Origin of the sequence: Pantoea sp. SIMBA_079 (assembly GCF_046940275.1) — a bacterium.
Taxonomy (GTDB): Bacteria; Pseudomonadota; Gammaproteobacteria; order Enterobacterales; family Enterobacteriaceae; genus Pantoea; species Pantoea borealis.
The window spans coordinates 1-233 of the sequence record NZ_JAWRYR010000959.1 but is presented as its reverse complement, the minus strand read 5'-3'; the positions used below and the strand labels follow the sequence as shown (position 1 = coordinate 233).

At 68.7% G+C, this 233-nt stretch carries 1 protein-coding gene; it reads left to right on the top strand.

All coding sequences use genetic code 11. The features are described from left to right. Positions 1-176: tetratricopeptide repeat protein (locus SB719_RS22775; protein ID WP_412160127.1), on the top strand; the 176-nt coding region annotated here is incomplete at its 5' end. Between the last annotated feature and the right edge of the window lie 57 nt (positions 177-233).

Genomic DNA, 233 nt, shown 5'->3' with positions numbered 1-233 from the left:
CGGACGCTCCCGACGCGCTACGGGATCGCGGCCAGGGGTATCTGCAGCTGGGCTATCTACCCGGTGCGCGCGAGGATCTGGGGCGCTATCTGATGCGCCATCCCGACGCCGACGACGCAGCGCAGGTGCGGGCCCAGCTGATCGAAAGCGGACGCGCGGTCGCACGGCGGCATTGAGCCGCCACGACGCGACTCAGAGCGCCATCATCTCGAAATCGTCCTTCGTGACACCGC